General features: G+C 64.7%; 10 protein-coding genes and 1 tRNA gene. 4 read left to right on the top strand and 7 right to left on the bottom strand.

All coding sequences use genetic code 11. The annotated features are described in order from the left end of the window. Positions 1-40: 40 nt before the first annotated feature. Entirely contained in the window at positions 41-1,513 is a 1,473-nt protein-coding gene (locus HKK72_RS21185; RefSeq protein WP_315987366.1) for a DUF4331 domain-containing protein, read from the bottom strand. 286 nt (positions 1,514-1,799) lie between these two features. On the opposite strand from HKK72_RS21185, the gene HKK72_RS21180 reads away from it, so the two are divergent. Together HKK72_RS21180 and HKK72_RS21175 are read left to right on the top strand one after the other, a co-directional pair. Then, positions 1,800-1,872: transfer RNA gene (locus tag HKK72_RS21180), tRNA-Lys, on the top strand. 783 nt (positions 1,873-2,655) lie between these two features. Further along, a complete protein-coding gene (locus tag HKK72_RS21175; protein WP_187236142.1) occupies positions 2,656-2,811 on the top strand; it encodes a hypothetical protein in 156 nt (51 codons plus the stop codon). Positions 2,812-3,080: 269 nt separating this feature from the next. On the opposite strand, the gene HKK72_RS21170 is transcribed toward HKK72_RS21175, so the two are convergent. The 3 genes from HKK72_RS21170 to HKK72_RS21160 all read right to left on the bottom strand — a co-directional run bounded on the left by HKK72_RS21170 (position 3,081) and on the right by HKK72_RS21160 (position 4,775). Beyond that, entirely contained in the window at positions 3,081-3,416 is a 336-nt protein-coding gene (locus HKK72_RS21170) for a tyrosine-type recombinase/integrase (protein ID WP_261987032.1), read from the bottom strand. Between the two features lie 54 nt (positions 3,417-3,470). Then, positions 3,471-4,490: an integrase core domain-containing protein gene (locus tag HKK72_RS21165; RefSeq protein WP_222720951.1), complete on the bottom strand. Its 1,020-nt coding sequence runs from the start codon at positions 4,488-4,490 to the stop codon at positions 3,471-3,473. Between the two features lie 96 nt (positions 4,491-4,586). After that, positions 4,587-4,775 (bottom strand): hypothetical protein, encoded by a 189-nt coding sequence (locus tag HKK72_RS21160; protein WP_222720950.1) that lies wholly within the window; start codon positions 4,773-4,775, stop codon positions 4,587-4,589. A 94-nt stretch (positions 4,776-4,869) separates the two neighbouring features. Between HKK72_RS21160 and HKK72_RS21155 the strand changes: the two genes are divergently transcribed. After that, positions 4,870-5,124 carry a hypothetical protein gene (locus tag HKK72_RS21155; RefSeq protein ID WP_187236139.1) on the top strand — a complete coding sequence of 85 codons (255 nt, stop codon included), beginning with the start codon at positions 4,870-4,872 and terminating at the stop codon, positions 5,122-5,124. A gap of 79 nt (positions 5,125-5,203) precedes the next feature. On the opposite strand, the gene HKK72_RS21150 is transcribed toward HKK72_RS21155, so the two are convergent. From HKK72_RS21150 to HKK72_RS21140, 3 genes are all read right to left on the bottom strand, one after another. Beyond that, positions 5,204-5,668, bottom strand: a complete 465-nt coding sequence (locus tag HKK72_RS21150) for an SMI1/KNR4 family protein (protein WP_187236138.1) — start codon at positions 5,666-5,668, stop codon at positions 5,204-5,206. 24 nt (positions 5,669-5,692) lie between these two features. Beyond that, the gene (locus HKK72_RS42280; protein ID WP_187236137.1) at positions 5,693-12,703 is read right to left on the bottom strand and encodes a polymorphic toxin-type HINT domain-containing protein; all 7,011 of its coding nucleotides are present in this window, start codon (positions 12,701-12,703) and stop codon (positions 5,693-5,695) included. A 126-nt stretch (positions 12,704-12,829) separates the two neighbouring features. Then, the gene (locus tag HKK72_RS21140; RefSeq protein WP_187236136.1) at positions 12,830-16,393 is read right to left on the bottom strand and encodes a LamG-like jellyroll fold domain-containing protein; all 3,564 of its coding nucleotides are present in this window, start codon (positions 16,391-16,393) and stop codon (positions 12,830-12,832) included. Positions 16,394-16,821: 428 nt separating this feature from the next. Between HKK72_RS21140 and HKK72_RS21135 the strand changes: the two genes are divergently transcribed. Further along, positions 16,822-17,152 (top strand): alpha/beta hydrolase (locus HKK72_RS21135; protein ID WP_410050326.1); only part of this gene is annotated, 331 nt, incomplete at its 3' end.

Genomic DNA, 17,152 nt, shown 5'->3' with positions numbered 1-17,152 from the left:
TGGCCGGCCCGGCCGCGAACGGCCGGGCCGGTGCTGTCGGTCACAGGGACCCTGACCTGCTGCGGCGGAACCACATCAGGAAGCCGCCGGTCAGGAATGCCGCCCCCGCCGTGAGGGCGATGATCGGCACGACCGGAAGGCCGCCGGTGTCAGGAGACTCGGCGGCCGTGTTGCCCGCGTTGAGCTGGGTGGTCGAGACGCCCTTGCCCTGGGCGGCCTTACCGCCCCGGACGGCCGATCCCGATGTCGGCAGCCCGACGTACGGGAAGCTCCGCGAGAGCGCCACGTCGCCCGCGTTGACGCCGTCGCCCAGATCGTTCTTCTTGCCGACCAGTTCCCCCTCGACGACCTGCAGCGAGATGTCGACGACATCGTCGGTGAGCCGCCTGCCGTTCGGGTATCCGGCGTTGTCGCCGTCGAGCACGCCAAGCCGCTTGGGGCTGCTGCTCGGCGGGATCGAGGTGTTGAGGCGCATCAGCTCCGCAGGCCGTACCCCCGGCGGCTGATTGAGCTTCGGCACGCCGGTGAGGAAGACCGACACCAGATCCTTGCGCGGCGCCGGCGGAGCGGGGATCTTGTAGACGCCCTGGATCAGGCGAGGCAGCTCCGGGTCGGTGACGTACTTTCCGAACTGCGCGTCGTACCAGGGAACGGAGGCGTTGAACTTGTCCTTGTCCCTGAGCGGGATGACCACCTCGTTGACCAGTGGCATGCCGAGCCGGGACACCTGGGTGTAGACGCCGGCCGCGTTGCGACGCTGCACCGCCGAGTAGACGCCGATGATCGGCTGACCGGCTTTGATCAGCTGTTGCGTGGGGACCTGCAGCGCGATCGTGTTGACGTTGTAGCCGCGCAGGGTGTCGTTGCCCACCTCGGACAGGTCGCCGCCGTACAGCAGGTCGAAGACCCTCAGATCCAGGAAGAACGGGTCGTCGGCCTGACCGGCATAGGTCTGCAGGCCGCTGGGCAGCTTCTTGATCGCCTGGTCGCGCAGGGTCTTGTAGTCGGGGATCGAGGCCTTGCCGACGTGCGACGGTGCCACGGAGGCCCCGCTGACCAGCGTCCTGACGTTCACCACGGCACCGGCCCTGCGCTGGATCAGCGTCAGATCGTAGGTCTGCCGGAAGTTGAGGTCCGGATCGTCGAGGCTCGTCACCGGGCCGGTGTTGTAGAGGAAGGTGTTGCGGTTGCGGTAGTGGTCCTTGAACGTGAAGCGGTAGGTGAACTCGGGCAGCGAGTCGCCGTCGTTGTCCACGTTGATCTCGTAGCGCGCGTCCTGGGCGAACTTGTAGAAGTTGGGCCCCCCGGCCGGTTCCTGGAACGGGATGAAGTCGGCAACCAGGGTCGTGGTGTCAGGCCGGTCCGGACTGACGAACGCGTACACGTCGGTGTTGTCGTACTGAGGCTGTCCAGAGATGATCGGCGCCTCCCGGTGGCTGGACGCTGTCGCCTGCATCGGCGCGAGCCCCGCGGATCCTCCCGCGAGCAGCGCCGCCCCCGCGGCGACCAGCACAGCGACTCTCTTCCTTGCCGGTATGCGTCTCGGCATCATGGTCCCCTTCCGGCCCGCGCCTTCCGCGAGCTCCCCTCAGCTATTCGCAGCCGGACGGCGAGCGGATTGGCCCGACTCGCGCGGGGGGTGCCGAGCGGGCGCGACAGGGGCCGCGGAACCAAGATCATTAGGTATGTCGGCACAGGTCAGACACCATGGAGCTGAGCGGGATCAAACGATTCGCACCCGTCGCTGATGGCTGATACAGTTCCATCGGTCGCGAGAGAGCCAAGCCTCCGAGCGACAGGCGCCGTTAGCTCAATTGGCAGAGCAGCAGACTCTTAATCTGCGGGTTCGGGGTTCAAGTCCCTGACGGCGCACCCCGTCTGACCTGGGCATTCTCAATGATCATGAGGATGCCCAGTTGTCGTTTCAGGGTGGTTTGCGACCCGTGGTTGCTCGTTGGTTGCTCGCCTGTCGTGATCTTGTCGCCACACGTCGTCGGAATCAGCCTTCCGGGGCCGTCAGCACCATCCGATTGAAGATCAAGTCAGGACGCCCAGGGCAGCATGGCCAATCGATCAACCCCTCCCACTCAAGTCTCCACCTCATCATGTCTCGCAACGATTCCAGTAGCGGCGCGGTAACTCCGCAACGGACCGCGCGACGTTCCGGCCACAGCGGGTCCCATCAACGTGACTTGACCCGAAGGATCAAGTCGAGCGTTCATAGCCTGCGCCCTGGGCGGCGGGCCACCTGGGACCGGCACGCGGTCCACCCCCGACCGCGTGCGGAGGGGGAGGCGGATCCTGGCCAAGGCCACCGCCCAGGGCGCCTACAACCGCTGGCTATCCAGAGCATGCATCATGGTGCCGACACGTCACCGCGCTCGACCTGCTGGAACAGGCCGCCGCGAGAGCCGGCCGAACCAGCTCGAAGCCTGCCCGCGCCATCCGCAATGAGTGCACGCCGAACTGCAGTACGACCGGTTGGCTATGACGGCTTCCAACTGCTCCAGTAGGGCGGCTTGAGCTGGCCCCACCTGGAGACCTTTCGGGGCCAGCGGGGCGGCTTGAAGTGGCCCCATCCTGGAGCTACTGGACGGGCATGCCGCCGTGTGGGCTGTTGACCACGAGAGGCAAGGACCCCTCACCGATGTAAGGGTGACCGGGGTAGTGCTCGATGTGAAAGTGACCACCGTCAGCGGCTTCCGCCACGCTGATCGACATCCCGGGGCCGGACGCCACGAGAAACGCCAGGCCGGTAAGTTCAGTGTGGTCGGCCGACAGATCAACTTCACCGGTTGGTGGGAAGAATAGGATCCTCACCTCGTCCCCCGATCTCTGAGTGAGTGTCCTGGTGATCAGGGTGTCATAGCCTCTTGTCGGGCCTGGGCGAGGCGGTAGAAGTCGGTACCGGTCTGGATGATGTTGCCGCCGAAGGTGAGACGGTCGACGATGGCAGCGCAGAGACGCGGGTCGCTGAAGGATCTTGGTCCAGCCTGAGAACGACTATCTCCGGCACACCGATGGGCTCAAAGGCATCAGCGAGATCGGCACCGCCGCCACGCTATCAACCACGCGAGCGGTCATGACGCTGCCTCGGTCGTGCCCCTGGGGTTGCCGTCCCCGGGTGGGACAGGCTTGAGTGCGCGAGGCCGCTGCCTGCGTTTGCCCGCGTTCACGATGATGGCAGCGGCGTCTTCGGCGGACTCACGTGCCAGGTCGGGCAGCACCGAAGTGTAGGTGTCGGAGGCGATGGTGATTGAAGACAAGCCAAGGGTCTCCTGGACGACTTTCATGTCGTGTCCGGCGCGGAGCAAGATCGTGGCTGCGCCGTGCCGCAGGTCGTGCAGGCGGATGGGTGGCAGGCCGGCTTCCATGGCGAGCTGCTCGAACTGCTCGGTCACATACGCCGGGTGCAGCGTATGGGGTGCGAAAACCCGGTTCTGGTTCTGACCTGCGGCTTCTCGCGTGGGCTATGCAGCGTTCCGGTACTCGCTGATCAGGCCGTCAACGGCTTGGCGGCGCTTGAGGTAGACGTGATTCAGATCGGCCGGAGCCGCCAGTAGCGGTTGGGGCGGACGCCGGTCTCGCGCTCGGTGCGGGCGGTGGGTGTTGTAGTGACGCTCGTAAGCGGTGAGCACCCGGCGAAGATGACGTTCGTTGTAGATCAGCAGCCGGTCGGTGCATTCCCTCCGGACGGTCCCGACCCACCGTTCGGCGATCGCATTCGCCCGCGGCGCACGGACCGGGCTCCGGATCACCCGAACACCGAGCGAGGTGAACACCTCATCAAAGACTCCGGTGAACTTCGCATCGCGGTCCCGGATGAGGAACTTCAGATGCCCAGCCCTATCGCCCAGGTCCACGACCAGATTCCTGGCCTGCTGAGCGACCCACGCCCCGGTCGGATTCGCGGTCGTGCCGGCGACGTGCACGAGCCTGGTGGCGTGCTCGATGAAGAACAGCACGTAGATCCGCTTGAGGAAGACCGTGTCGACGTGGAACAGGTCGCAGGCGATGATCCCCTCGGCCTGCGCTGCCAGGAACTGCCCCCAACTCGGGCCGTTGCGCCGTGGAGCGGGATCCATGCCAGCGCGTTTGAGGATGTCGCGCACGGTGCTGGGTGGCACCCGGACGCCGACCCCGGCGAGTTCACCGCTGATCCGCTGATAGCCCCAGGTCGGGTTCTCACGAGCCAGCCGCAACACTGCGTCACGGATGTCCTTCCGGGTTGAGGGACGGCCCGGACTTCTGCGCGGGTACGTCCACCTGCGGTGGATCAGACGGCGGTGCCAGCGCAGCAACGTTGCCGGAGTCACGAAGAAGCTCTTCCACGATGACCGAGGCAGCAACCGCGACAGAGCGGTCATCAGGACCCGATCCCCATCGCTCAGATCAGGCCGGTCGACCTGACGGCGCAGTACGGCGACCTGATGCCGAAGTACGAGGATCTCGATCTCCTTGGCGCGATCACCACGACCGAACAACACCACGAGTTGGAGGATGCGACGGATCAGGAGGTAAAGCAGAGACCAAGACACAAGAGCGAGGATGCCCGCTACCCGACCATGCCCCGACCGCGCCGCAGGTCAGGTCCCTGAACCCGGTTTCCGCATCCCACACGCGAGGAAGGCCCGGTCGCTCGGGGTGAACCGCACCTTCCCCTTGCCCAACTGCCGCTCCAGCACCACGATCTGATGGCGCAGAGCCAGGATCTCGATGTCCCTCTCCCGGTCGCTCATCGGTAGCAGGCGCAGCACCGCAAACGTGTTCGTCACAGTCAGGTAGGCCAGTCTCAACAGCACAGCGGATCATCATTCCGAGTTGACCGCTTGCCGCGTGACCACTCCGACCTGTTCAGCCGGAGGCACCATGCCAGGGACCCGGCAAACCGACTCCAGAGCTTTCACCTGGCCGGATGAGATTTTCGGCAAGGGCAGGGTCAAGGGCCATTCGCGGAATCCCGACAACAACGACCGCGCCGACGCGCTCGCGGTCCAGGGCGCACAGGAGGCGGCCGCCGAGCACCTCGCCAACGAGCTCGGTGCCGGGCCCTGCGGCTATGTACGGCAACTTCCAGACACCTCGTTGGCCCAGGACTCGGCGGACTCTCCCCCGGGATCCTGAACCCCCGGGCGGCATAGTCCCCTGGATAGCCGCTCAGGTGCCGCTCTTGGCTTTTCCTCGCGCCGAGCTCGGCGCGGCACTAAGCTTGGATATCCACCCGGAGACCTTTCTGAGTGAGAAAATCAAGGAAGTCAGCAAAAGAAGGAGTTATACCTCCATCCTCGTGATCCAAGAAATCAACCGTGTCCCCGCACACGCCGTCGGAGAGCGAGAAGCCCCACCAGTCACCAGTACCAACGGGAGAAACAGCAACAAAGCCTGCCTCCCGGAACTCTCCCTTGTTAACCATAACTAGGTCCTCTGCACGACCGTCTGGGGAGACCACAGGAAGTAGATCCAAGAACATGAAGACACCACCTCCATGGCGCCGCATGAATTCCTTGTACTTCTCTGGGAGCTGGACACCCAACTCAGACTCCGCCTGCCGAAGATCCGAATCAGTTGCGCGCCAAAAGTCGAAGAGCTGAAACTCCTCAGGGTAATCACTCCCAAGTCGCTCCGCGCGGGCCGCCTGCAAGACCACCTCGAACTCTTGGAACTCCACGACCGACCTCCCGTCATCCAGCAATCATCCAGGCCAGTTATCAAACCATGCCTGAGGGCTCCAGAGCCCCCACCCCTGCTCCTGTGAACGATACCACCAGTGCAGTTGAGTATCTTCTGAGCGCATCTCGTTCGTAACACCTTGATTCCATGTATTCCTATGCAGGTCGGTGCCAGCACCTCGATGCACAACTTGATCAAGTTCATGAATTGCAGAACCAGGCATCTGGTCAGCGTGGTGTATCTCTAGCCTGTCTCCGAGTTGGTTAGGACGCAGGCCGCGTGTACCTCTGCCAATATCCGCTCGAGTCCAAGGGCCAATAGCCCTTATGGGAGCATCAGATGGCCCCGTACCGGTACCGGGAGCGCAATTACACGTCACACCGGGGGGTGTATTACCACAATTGTGGACGAGGACGGGCGTGTCCTCGACTTCTACGTAGTACGTGTGGATGTCGTCGACGGTGAGGTTGTGGACCTGCTGGTGCTGGGTCCAGGTTTTGGTCGCGGTGATCTGTACGTGGGTGCCGGCGCTGGTGCGGAGCCACATATCCGGTTTGAGGTCAGCGGCCTTGATCCACTTCTTCAGGTGGCCGGCGACCCAGAAGGGGTGGCCGTCAGTGGCGATCACCAGTCCGGTCCTGTTGCCGCGCTTGCCGTCGATGTCGACGCTTACCTCAACCAGGTTCTTTTGACCATCGCCAGTGATGGTCGCCAAGACCTCCTTTGCCTCGCTCTCGCCGGTCTCGGGATTGGTGGCGAGGACTTTGTCGCCTATGTTGACGTCTTCAATTGGTTTGTGAGTTCCGCCGGCGAGTAGGATCTTGGTCCCAGGTACAAAGCTGTTTACGCATCCGGGCCCTGGAGCGGGATCCTTGTTTACCGGCACCGGCCTGGGCTTTATTGATGGTGCTTTTTTGGCAGCACGTCTGGCAGCGAGCCTTAGGGCCAGTTTAGACAGTTGTCGTATGCCTGCGGCTCCGCCAAGAATGACAGGGGCCCATTCTGCGAGGAATTTCGAGTATCGGTACGTTTTACTGTTTTCGTCGCCCAAGATGTGGATGTCGTTTCGGATTCCACTTTTATTGCCAGCATTTTCGATGGCTCCCTGGCATCCGGTTGGCGTGGGGGGGCAGCCTAGTTTGAGCATTCCTTCGACGAGGTCCGCACTGAAGTCTTTAATGGGGCCGAGGGTCTCGTTGGCTCCGGCACTCAACAGTCCACCGATGGTGTTGCAGAACCAGTTACAAGACTTGTTTACCGGGGGTGTGAAGCTGCCACCGGGTACACCGGCGTCGCCTCCGTCGTCGTAGCCACAGGACGGAGCGCAGTCCAATCCGGGGTTGGTCGGGCAACCCGCCAGGGGAGAGCAGAGCCCCGAGGGATCACTGTCGGTGACCGGATTGTTCTGCGCGTAGGTGTAGCCGTTGATCTGTTGCGGGTTATCGGGGTTGAAGACGGGGTCGACGGAGGTGAAGCGGCCGGTTGCGGGGTCGTACTCGCGGGCGCCGAGGTGGGTGAGGCCGGTCGAGGCGTCGATGGTGCCGCCGACGAAGCCTTTCTCTCCTGGCCAGGTGCCGGTGGGGGTGCCGCGGTCTTGGCCGAAGGGGCCGAAGCGTCGCTGGGTCAACGCGCCGGTGATGGCGTTGACAGCGAGGTCACCGGTTCCCTGGTGGTCACCGGCCAGGAAGGTGACGCCAGCGCTGGTGCGCATGGCGACGGCTTGTCCGCCGTGGCTGTAATAGCGAGTCGCTTTGGGGGTGGTGGTGCCCTTGTCCAGGCGGATCTCCATGCCGGGCAAGTACAAGGTAGTGCCGCTAGGGTCGCGGCGGATCAGCCGGTCGCCGCCGGGGGTGTAGACGAAGCTCGTCTCGCCCTTGGCACTGTCGGTGACCTTGGCCAGCTCACCCTCGGTGCCCCAGTCCAGTGTCTGGGTGCTGGTGCCGATGGTGCGTGCGGTCGTGTTACCGGAGGCGTCGTAAGTGTAGGTGTCGGTTCGCGGGCTGGTACCGGTCTGGACAACCGCGCCGAGTCGGTGTCCCTTGATGCTCGCGCCGACTCCGGAATCACCGGCGTACTTGTACTCGCGGCTGGTGGTGACCACGCTGCCGTTGGCGTACTGGGTCTCTGTCTCGCGGTTGCCGGTGACGTCGTAGGCGTAGTTGACGCGGTAGGGGGCGGGTCCACCGAGAGTGGCGGCGGCGGCGTTTATGGCGCAGGTGGCGGAGCCTTGGGCCCAGGCGTCGGTGAGGCGCTGGAGGTAGTCGTAGCGGAAGCACTGGTTGTCGGTGCCGGCGCGGGAGACATCTTTGATCTGGGTGATGTTGCCGACGTCGTCATAGTCGTAGGTGGCGTCGCGGTCGACGCCGGCGGCGCCGTCGTGGACGGTAGTGGCGGTCTTGAGGCGTTGGGTGCCGGGCTCGTAGGTGTAGGTGAGGTCGGTCTTCTTCGCCCCGGTGTCGGCGGTGGCCATCTGCAGGCCCAGCAGTTTGCCGGTCTTGCTGTAGTCAGTACCGATCACATATTTCGACAGGTTGCCGCTTGTCTTGGTGGGGCGGCCGAGGCTGTCGTAGGTGTGGGCGATCGTTTCGCCCGACAGGCCACCGGCACCAGGGCCACCGGTGGATTTCACGGTGCCGTCTGGGTTGTAGAGCGTGGTGAAGAAGTAGCCGTTTGCGGGCGCGAGTGCGCCTTCGCTGGTGGGGAGGGTGATGGTGTAGCCGGTCACCCGGTTGAGGTTGTCGATGTAGTTGACTTTGCTGGTGTAGGCGTTGGTGCCGACGTAGCGGGTGGAGGTGGCCGGCTGGCCTTTGCGGACGGTGTCGTAGGTCCACTCGGCGAGTTTGGTGCCCGGGCTGGCGGTGGTCTGGTCGTACTTGGTGGTCATGCGGCCGATGCCGTCGTAGGTGACACCGATCTTCTTACCGCGGGCGTTCTCGGTCTGGGTGAGCCGGTCAAGGTCGTCGTAGGTGTACTTGGTGGTGCCGGTGTCTGGATCGGACGCTTCGATCTTGCGGCCGCGAAGGTCGTAGGTGCGGGTCCAGGTCTGGTTTCCCGGTGAGGTGACCGACGCTAGCTGTCCTGCTGGGGTGTATTGGTAGGTGGTGGAGGCGTACCCGGCCGGGCCACCGGTCCAGTGCTGGCGTAGTTCGGTGGTGCGGCCGTGGGCGTCGGTGATGGTGGTGGTGGGCGTGCCTCCTTCGGGAGGGGTGATGGTGGTGCGGTCCCCGCTGTAGCTGTAGGTGGTGCGTGAGATCTCGCCAGCGTCGCTGCTGCCGGCCATCAGCCGCTCGGTGGTGGTGCGGCCGAGGGCGTCGTAGGTGAAGGCGTTCTGGGTCTCGACATCACCCGGGGTGCCGACACCGAAGAGAGTGGTTTCGGGGGGGTCGGCGGCGTAATAGGTGGCGTAGGTGCGATCGACCTTCCCCATCTGATTGTGGAAGGTGTCGCTGATCAACCGACCGCCGTCCGGGCCGGGCGCCTGGCTCTGGCGGGGCCGTAGCCACCCGTCCAGCAGCTCATGGGAGGTGTCGTGGCCGTCGAGGTTGTTGAGTTCTTTGGTGGTCACCGCGACGATCGCGTTCTTTACCATCCGGTAGGCGAAGATGCGGTCGGGCTGCTGGCTGGTGTTGCGGTTGGGCCCCCATACCTTGGCCACGCGGCCGAGCGGGTCGTAGGCGATGTTGGTGCTCTTGCCGCCCGCGTCGGTCTCCTTGACCGCGTTGCCCCATGCCGGGTCGAACTCCTTAATGGTGGTCATCGCGGTGGTGGCGTCACCGGCCTTGGCCGGTGGTGAGGTGGTCACCGTCTTGGTGTTCAGCCCCTGGGTGTCGGTGTGGACGGTGGTGGTCGTGCCGCTGGCGGTGTCTGTGGAGGTCAGCTGCCGCCCGTATCCGTCGTAGGTCGCCTGCCCGGCGAGGTAGGTGACTGTACTGCCGGTAGCAGCCTTGGCCGTCTCGGTCTTGGTGACATTTCCCTTGGAGGGGGCGGCGTCGAGTTCTCCGTTGTCGTAGTAGGTGCGCACATCGGAGATCAGGTCCTCAGACAGGTTCGGGTTGTCGGCGCATTTCCTGGCGACAGTGCGCACATGGCTGGGGTAGGTCAGCAACCAGTCGGTGGCGTTGGTGGCATGGTCGGTGGTGGTGCACCGGTCGTCGTCCGGTTCGGCCCAGTCGCCGAAGTGGTCCACCTCGAGGGGGGCGCCGGTGGTGGTGTCGAAGGTGTTGGTGGTCGTGCGGACCTCCCGCCACGCGCCGCCCTCCAGCGCCGTCAACGCCCGTGCGGTCTTCACACCGGTGAGATTGGCGGTGACGGTGCCCCAGGAGCGGGTCCGCGAGGCGGTCTGGTGATGCCAGGGGGACTTCACCGCCTTGGTTACGACGTTCCCGTCGACTCCGTCGTAGGTGACGGTGCGGACCTCCATGCCAAGAAGGGATTCGTGGTCGGGGTAAGGGGCGCTGTCTCTTTCCCCGTCAGTGACCTCGACGTCTTTTTCTCCGCCGGTGGTGCTGGCCCGGTCGCCGTCCATGCCCTGGAAGTACCAGTGGTCGGTTTGTGACACCATCCCGGAGGTGCCGCCGGTCAGTACCCGGACCTTGTTGTAGCCACGCCATTGCGACCAGGTCTTGTACTTCTCAGGGGTCAGGCCGTCGTCGTCGTCGTAGTGCCAGGCCGGTTTGCCGATGCTGTAGTCGTAGTTGGTGACCATGTCCGGCGATCCACCGGTCAGGTCGGTCTGCGCGGTCTGCGTGACGACGTACTTGTGGAACCAGTCCCGCGTCGGTTCAGTGTCGCCGCTGGTCTTGGTCCAATACGTTGGAAAGCACCGGCGCTGGTTGTTCTCCGGCGCCGGCAGGCTCGTGGTGGTGCAGTCAGGGTCGGAGTAGTTGACGTCGAGCTGGCCACCGGTCTCGTTGTAGATGGTCTCGAGCCGCATCTTGATGAACGGGCCGACGTCGTCACCGAGCTTGTCGACCCGGTTCGGCATCTCATCGTTGTAGACAAAGCTGACCGGCGGAAGGCTGACCGGGTCCTCGGTAATGCTCGCCTGGCCGGTGTGGGTGATGGACTCCAGCAGTAGCTGCCGGTCCGCATCCGCGGTGCCCCAGGCGTGCTTGAGCTGCCAGGAGTCCACCGGCCGGTAGTCGCTGCCGTCATCTTTGAGGATCTTGGTGGTGACGCTGGTCAGCCGCTTACGCGACCAGAACGTGGGCGACACCGCCCCATGCTCGTCCTTGCATTCCTGGCCGGAGTCGCACCGTAGGTCCCAGGGGACGTCCTCCCAGTACTCCGGGTGGTCGGCGATGTTGCCGGTGGCACAGTCGGCGGCGGTGGCGCGGATGCACCGCTCAGAGACCCCGAAGTCCACCCGTGCGGGGGCCCTAGCCGGGAACAGGTTGTTCGAGCGGAGCCCGTACTCGGCGTGGTTCAGCCATCCGCCCCGGTCGTAGGCGGTCTCGTCCTCTGGCTTGAGGTTACGGCCGTAGTGGTTGCCTTCCTGGGTGTAGTAATAGGTGACCGCGTTGCCGTTGGGGTCGACCACGTAGTCCAGGTTCCACCGGTAGGCCTGCTGGCAGTACGAGTCCGTGAAACTGCTCTTGTTACATGGCTCGTTGTCGTCGTCGCCGAATACCGGCGTCGTCCAAGCCGACTTGGTCTCCGGGTTCCCCGCAACCCACCCAGGCAGACGGTTGTGCCCGAAGTAATAGCGGGTGCCATCAGGGGTGGTGACCTTCCAGTACTCCCCGTCGTTGTCACCGTTGGCGGTGTCGGCGCTGGTCAGCTTCTCGATCCGAGTGCCATCGTCGTTCTTCATCCGCCACCGGTCATTGCCGTCGGGGATGAGCTCGCCGCCCTTGCCAGCGAGCGTCATCGTGGCGTTGTCATAACCCCAGCACTGATCCCCCGGGGATATGCCCACATCGTTCTTCGGCGCCCCGTCGTCCTTACAGGACTTGTAGCGACGTTCGATGAAGCCAGGCCACAGTTCGAACCCATCACCGGCCCACGAAGACTGGTTGTTGGTGTTCGACGTTCGCCCGTCGATGCTTCCGGAGGAGTAGCCCAGCGCCAGGTTAGGCTCCAGCCCGCCCGGCACCGGCGGCACCCGCATCGGATACGACCAGGAGAAATCACCCGACTGCGCACTGACCTGCCAGGTGGCCGACGGCGACAACGACGTCGCCTGGTAATCACCCTTGTCGCTGGACTCCCCGGCCACCGCAGCCAGCACACTCGCCCCACCGACGGCGGTGGCAGAAGTGGTCGATGCGCTACCGGCAGCGGCCACGGGAGCGGCGTCCACATCGGCGATCAGCGCCTTGTTCTCGGTGTCATTGCGAACCGGCACCGGAACGGCCTCCCGACATCTCGGGTCGCTCGGCGTCGTGACCGCACAAGCCGGCAGTCGCACCAGCCGCAGCCGAGAACCGTAGGACCCGCCGAACGCCCGCGCGAACCCTGAATAGTCCACTCGCACCCCGACCTTGCCCGCGGCAGCACTCGCTGCCTCAGTGGGGGAGTCAGTGCGCCCGACGGTGAACACCATCCCGTTCATCCCGGCGCGCTGTGCGGCCGTGCGGTCCAGGACCTGAACCCTGACCTTGCCCGCGACCTGCTGAGCTTTCACCGCCTTGGCGGTGCCGGCCCCCTGCCCTGGCGCCGTCACCCAGACCGGCAGACTCCCTGCACGCACCGGTTCGACCTTGCCCGCGCCCGGCCCAGACCGGACCGGGGCGGGGACCGTTACCTCGGCCGTCCCGGCCCTCGGCCAGGCGACCTTCGCCGCCGGAGCCGGGTTCTCGACCGCCGGATCAACCTTGCGCCGCTTGGCCGGCAGATCGTGGCCTTTCACCACCCGATCGGTGTCCACCACCTTCGGGCGCCCAGGCTCATCGGCCTGCGCGGGCACCGCCGACAGCAGCCCCACCCCGACAACAACTGCCGTGACGACGGCTATGTGCCTCCGCAGGCGCCCTGCTCCAGTGCGGGTGATCAAACCGCCGGTTCTCACAGCATCCTCCACATAGCCGCTCACCAGACTTGCCACCGTCAATGACCGATCCGGTGAGGTCAGGGGAATTCAGACAGTCAAGCAAAGGCCGGCTCGAGAGCGCGGGGTCCGCGGCGCCGGCCAACTGGCCGCGGATCGACATGAATGTGATCAGAGAATGTCGAGTTCCACTGCCGGATTTGACAGGTACAAAATCTCGTCCTCGCTTGCGACGCCGCGCAGCACCCACACGTCATCAATCTGACCAGACCAGTTCTGCACATCCGGATAGGAACCCCCAGATCTCGCGGAGCCAAGCTGCAGCGAACTGACCGGGGCGAACACCCGGGTGCGTTCACGGAACGAAACAGTGGGGCTTTCGGCCGCCTCCTGAGCCATTCCGTTCACATACAGCGTGATGCGGCTGTTGAACCCGTCGAACACGACCGCGATGTGGTCCCAGTCGTTCAAGCCTCCCTCATGGAAAGCCGAGTGCTCCACGCTCACGAAGGACGCCCCTGCCTTGTCCTCATCTGGGATGTCCAGCACGTAGTGGCCCTTGGTGGCGTCGTAGCGCACGACGATCGCGCTATTGGCGGTACCGCCGAGGCTCAGCACCGTCATCGAGTTAGCCGGTGTACCGGCCGTCTGCGCCCATGCGGAGACGGTGAAGCTGTCCGCTGTGTCGACGACGGCCGCGTTCGCAGACGCGTAGTCCCCGTTACCTCCCGGGAGATCCAGGGCTCCTGCCGCCCCGTCCGCAGGCATGACTACCGCCTTCGCGGGATCGGTGCTGATGGCGGCCGCGCCGGCGAGGGTCACCGGGTGCTTGGTCACCACCGGCGCGGAGTCCGCGCTGGTCAGCGGGGTTCCGGAGGCGGTGTTCAGTCGCCACCGGCCGACGATCTCTGACTTGATGGTGTAGAGCGTCCGCACCTCGTCGGAGGAGATGATGCGGTCGTAGACGTGGATGTCGTCGAGGCTGCCGGTGAAGTAGTGGTCGCTGGAGTAGCCGCCCTTGTACTTGAACCGGCCGATGGTGAAGGGCCCGTTCGCGGTGAAAGCGTTGGGCTGGGAAACCGGTGCCCCTTGCAACTTCCCGTTGACATACAGGCTGATCTGCTTGGTGACATGGTCATAGACACCGGCCAGGTGCGTCCATTGGTTGATCGTGGCGTCGGCTGTCGACTCCGCCGCGATCAATGTGGGGGTGTCGGTGTCGGGGTTCTGCATGTTGAACACCCAACGTTTCCGGTTCACGGTGTAGTACAGGCCGAATGAGCTTCCGCGGGTGCCTTCCTGGCCGGCGATGACGGGGATGGTGTCCTTGCTGGACAGCTTCGCCCACGCCGACACCGAAAAGCTCTTGGTGGTATCGAGGACCTTGCCGGAAGTGGTCGCGTACCCGGTCCCGGTGAGCTTTCCGGCTGTGCCCACCAGCCCCGCATCTCCCAAGGTGAGGGTCCCGGAGGTGGCAGCAGGGTAGGACGCCTCCCCATCGCCCTTGAGCGCTGAATCCCTCAGCTCACCCGATCCGGCCGGATCATCGAGTTTCCAGTGCGCCTTCTCTGGGGCGCCTTCGGTGACCCAGAACTTGTAGATGGCGATTGCGGAAGGGTTCTCGGCGGCGTCCCACGCTTTCACATGAAGGATGTTCACCCCTGAGCGTGCCGGAGCCGCCCAGATCGATTCGGTGGTGGCGGTACGCGTCGTGGCCGATGCCAGTGAGGGGGTGGTGTTGATTGCGTAGGCGTACTTGGCCACGTCCGCGTCGAAGGTCACATCGAACTTGCCGTAGCGGCCCACCCCGTTCTGTGGCACCGCCGCCTCATCCGCCGGGTTGAGTTCGAGGTATCCGTCGGCCGCGGTGGAGGTGACAACCGGAGGCGGTGGTGCCGCCGGGTCATAGATGAAGTAGCAAGACGTTTGGTTTCCCGCATAACTCCACGGGCTCCACGCCCGCCCGTCGTAGGCGCGGACCTGCCAGTGCACCACTGTGTGCTGCGGCAGGACGTCCTGGGGGATCTGAACCGAGAACGTCGACTTGTGTGATCCTGAGGCCGACGCCTTCTTCACCGTCCCCGCCGGCGGGGACCAGCCGCGAGCCACTCCACCGCTGTCGGTCCAGCCGACGTAGAACTCCACCGAAAGTTTCTCACCCTCGACCCCGGACCTGTCGGGGTCGGTGAGATTGTTGGCTGACAGCGTCGGCGCCCGGTTGGTCATTTTCGGGTTCTCCCAGCTGACGCATTCACCGCCAGGATCGCTAACCAACTGGCTCGTCTTTGGCTGAGGGGGCGGGGCGTTGTAGTGCACCCGCAGGTAGGCGTTCGCGGAGAACCGCTTCCAGGCGTACTGGTCGTCCTCGTCGTAGGCGCGCAACCCGAAGCTGGTCGCCGACCACCCGTACCTGGCGGCGTCCCGCACCGCCCCGACCACATTGAAGATCACATCACCGTCCGGGCAGTCGGAGCTCCAGCCCTTGGCGACATCCCTGGAGGTGATGTGCTCGGCCCAGTTGTCTGAGGTGGAATTCCACGTCGACGTCGAGCCGAACGCCGTGGTCCGGTAGATCCGCACCGACCGGCCACTGCACGACGGTGCGTAGGTCTCCTCCACCTGGAATTCTGCCGAGATGATCTCCTTGCCGACGAACTTGCTCGTCGGCATCCGATAGAACAACCGCTTCACATGCGAGGTCTTGCAATCCCGGGCGCCGTTGGGAAGGCTGATCGGGCAACGGCCCATTCCCTCGTCGCCGGTGAAGTTGGGCGCCTCCCACCCGCCGCTGGACACCATCAACCGCGCCGACTCCCCCGGCGTGTCATACGAAGGATCCACGAACACCGGGAACGTGGTCTCCGGTGCGGTCAACATCTCCTGGTCGGGCTTCAACGTCATCGCGCCGTTGGCGACATCGACGTCCACCCGAGCCAACTGGGAGGTGTCCTGCGGGGCGGCTGCCAGTTTCGTCAGCTGCGACGGCGACAGGTTCCGGGCGCGTGGCTCCGTGCTCGACGCCGACTCGGTCGTATCGGCGGCCGAGGAATCCCACATCTTCGGCGGCGGCGCCGAGAACACCTCCGCGCCCGTCACCGCGTCGATGGCGCGTTGATGCCCACGCTCATCTGCTGACACCTCGAGCCCGGGCGCCGACAATGCGAACCGCAACGTCGCCAGCCGCGGGTCCCTGGCCGCCTCCGGGGTCTTCACCACCAGAACAAAAGACACCCGGTCGACCTCGGCACGCACACGCAGATCCACATCAGGACCCATCACCGCCGTGTAGACGGCGGTGTCGCCCTCGAGCACCGGAACGGGCAGCGTGCCGGGCCACGACAGCCCCATCCGCCGGCTCCCCCGGGTCATCGACAGCATCTCGGCGTCGTTCCCACCCGACAACCGCACCTTCAAAGGACTGGCGACCGGCACGATCGCCCCATCCGGCGCCTTCTGCAGGGTGGCGTCGGCATTGACCCACTTGCCGTTCTTCACAGTCCTGACCGGGCGCTGATGCTCGGTCGCCACGAAACCACCAGCGGGCTGGGCGAACACCTCACGCGACTCCCCGCGAAACGACAAGACCTCCACCGGCTTACCCGACTTACGCGCGGCCGCGGACGCCTCGCCCTCGGTAACCGCCGGCACCACCTCGTCAGCTGAGGCCTTCGGCGCCAACGCCACCCCATCCACGACGTGCGCCAAACCCGCCAGCAAAACCACTGCCAGCGCCATGGCGACCATCCGAAGGACCCGGCCATCCGGACGACCGAAAGGCGACAAAAAGCACTTACGGGCAGGGCGATATTCAGGTATCACGTAAGGCCCTATCTGGTATAAACCCCACATAAATTCGACTTAACTTAACGTGAAGATCAGAAGTGGGGAAGATACGAAAGCTTGTTTCATTTTGTGATCTAGATCACTGACCATCTGTGTCAACCGTGCCGCCTACCAGGGCGTCATCCATCGATGATCAACAGGACTGCCGCTTCGGTAGTCCTGTTGTGGCTACGGACAGCAACCGGGCGTTCGGGACCTGAGGAGAACCCCCTACCGCATCTACCTGGTGAATCGCCCGGTAATGGCATCCGGGGTGACATCTGTGGCCTGTCTGATCGACCGCGACACCTCATTCACGCGCTCAGGAGAGTCCCGTACCGATGCGTAAAGCGTTCCGCCCAGTGTTGTTCGTCGTCTGTCTGCTCTCGCTGTCGGTGATCGTGCCAGCCGCCTCCCGCGCCGCCGCACTGCAGCAGCGCACCTATGCCTACGGCAGTCATGCCCGCCAGGTGCTGGACGCCTACTGGTCCGCCCCCGCCCAGGGCGCCCAGCCGGGCATCGTGATCGTGCACGGTGGCTACTGGAACAACGGGAGCAGGAGCGACTGGAAGGCCACCGCGCAGTGGTACGCCGGTCAGGGGTTCGCGGTATTCACCGTCGACCACCGCTACAACACCGACGCGGCCTGGCCGGCCCCCCGTGACGACGTCC

The organism is Actinomadura sp. HBU206391 (genome assembly GCF_014323665.1).
Taxonomy (GTDB): Bacteria; Actinomycetota; Actinomycetes; order Streptosporangiales; family Streptosporangiaceae; genus Actinomadura_C.
Note: the sequence above shows the minus strand (reverse complement) of the source record. Positions and strands in the feature narration are given on the sequence as shown.

Excerpts from the sequence above, each read along its gene's own strand:
- HKK72_RS21155 (WP_187236139.1), top strand. The coding sequence starts at position 4,870 with ATGCCAGGGACCCGGCAAACCGACTCCAGAGCTTTCACCTGGCCGGAT.
- HKK72_RS21140 (WP_187236136.1), bottom strand. The coding sequence starts at position 16,393 with ATGGCGCTGGCAGTGGTTTTGCTGGCGGGTTTGGCGCACGTCGTGGAT.